Raw genomic sequence first — 1,903 nt, forward strand, 5'->3', positions numbered from 1 at the left:
ATCCGCTCGGCGTTAATCCATATCTCCGTCCAAGGTTTCCAATTCTTCCTTAGCGGCGTTCAGCAGGTAGGCTTTGCTGAGCTGTTCGGGCATGACAATCACTCAATATTGGTCGGCTAGCAGCAGCCCTGAATGGGCGGGTGACGGAGTTATCCGCAGTGTCATCTCAGCGTCAGTCCTGCTTCGGTGGTATCAGCATCGCTTTCTACATCTTCGCCTTCCTCCTGCACATCTCCTTTGTAAGCAGTTTTGCAGGTGGCTTGCTCAATCAGCGCCAGGAGCTGTTGCTGCCTATCCTCCATAAACTCCTCAAAAGCATCTCTCCTGAGTACGTCAGGATCGATAAAGTGAGATATGAGGTAATTGTTTAGGTTTTTCGAATTCACACCAGGCGTGGAGGCATCACCCAACTCCAGTTTCTGTAGATAAACGGAGGGAGCCACTCCGCCGATGATCCGGTTCGTCCGGAATGACAAAGGTGTCTTGTTGATGATGGAGTCGTAAACCTGTGGTGGGATGTTGCGCTTCTTGCACCAGTCCTGAGGAAAGATATGGTGGATGTCGACTGACTCGCCGAAAAATACCGTGTGATCGAACTTCTGACCAGAACGAATATCCCGAGCACCTTCCTTCATCAGCAGTGCGTTTACCCCTTTATAGGCGGCAGAGAGACGCATGCGCATGCTTTTCAAGCGATCAGGCCGGAATATTGTTTCGCTTACCGTCGATGGCTCTGGACCGCCCTTCAGCCAAGCCGGAACCTCCGTGAAATCTCGCGCGATGCGAGTATCGACGGCAGAACCATAAAGCTCGCCAAAGACTCCGTTCCAATACCACTGAACCAATTTCGCCCGGTTAGCATCGTGCTCCCAAGCGTCTCCGATATCAGCCAGAATCGCAGCTAGAGGTACAATTTGCGATTGGTACGGCAAGTCGAAAATTCGATAAATATGAAGCGTGTGTAGAAATTTCGCAGCCTTGATAAAACCCGCTTCCACCTGGTGCTCGTATTGCTTGTAGGCCTCAAGCGGCAGGTTGAGCAACGCGTGGCGATTCCCCGTCACTGCGGGAAGATCTTTGCCCTGTTTCCCTTGTTGCTCCGCGAGCCGACGGCGATCTCGTGTATGGAACAAAGAGATTGCTTGCAGGAAATCGGTGTTGGCAACATTGGCGATGATTCCGCTTTCAGCATCCGCTGGACGCAACGCTTCAGTAAAACGACGATGACGCCCTTTTGTGTGCTCATCGCCATACCAATCTTTACGCAGCTCATGGCCCGAAGCGGCATACATTGCCGTTACCAATTCAAATGCGTCGAGAGGTTTGCCTCCTGTGTTCACCTTCTCAAACACGACGCAGACGGCCTCCTTGCTCGTGGCCCGATCCAGCGCAATAACCGGCACTCTGTAGGATTTGAAATTATCTAAGATTTCTTTTTTGAACGTTCGAAACTCACTACGCGTCGTTTTGTCGTCAGTGGTGGACCAGTACTCATCAAATCCGTCCTGCCACTGATCCCAATCGAAAACCTGAGAAACAGGAAACATCATCGATGCGTATTCTTTGTCCGGCGTGGACAGGTCGGAAATTACCTCTCGACCGAAAGCACTTCGCAGTACACGATCTTCTGGGAGACCAACTATTGCGTCTTCCCTATCTACAGATGGGTCCAATGCCTTTCGAATATCGATGTAAAACCATCGTTTTACCTTCTTCTTTTTGGGCGTCACTGTTTCAACGACCTGGCCACGTAACGTGACCTGATACATTGACGTCATACGCTGCTGCCCGTCCAACAGCAGTGATTGAGGTGGCATAGATTTGGACGCGGAGGGTGCGCCCTCAATAAGGCGCGGCTTGAAATCCACGGATCCCCCTGTATCTAGGGTCATAAGAGACCTAC

The 1,903-nt window shown here is 51.2% G+C and carries 1 protein-coding gene; it reads right to left on the bottom strand.

Translation table 11 applies throughout. From position 1 onward, the window contains the following. Window positions 1-161 precede the first annotated feature (161 nt). Window positions 162-1,903, bottom strand: a 1,742-nt coding sequence (locus G3436_RS24615) for a GmrSD restriction endonuclease domain-containing protein (protein ID WP_163950532.1), incomplete at its 5' end; no start/stop codon positions are given.

This window comes from Pseudomonas brassicae (genome assembly GCF_010671725.1).
GTDB classification, from domain to species: domain Bacteria; phylum Pseudomonadota; class Gammaproteobacteria; order Pseudomonadales; family Pseudomonadaceae; genus Aquipseudomonas; species Aquipseudomonas brassicae.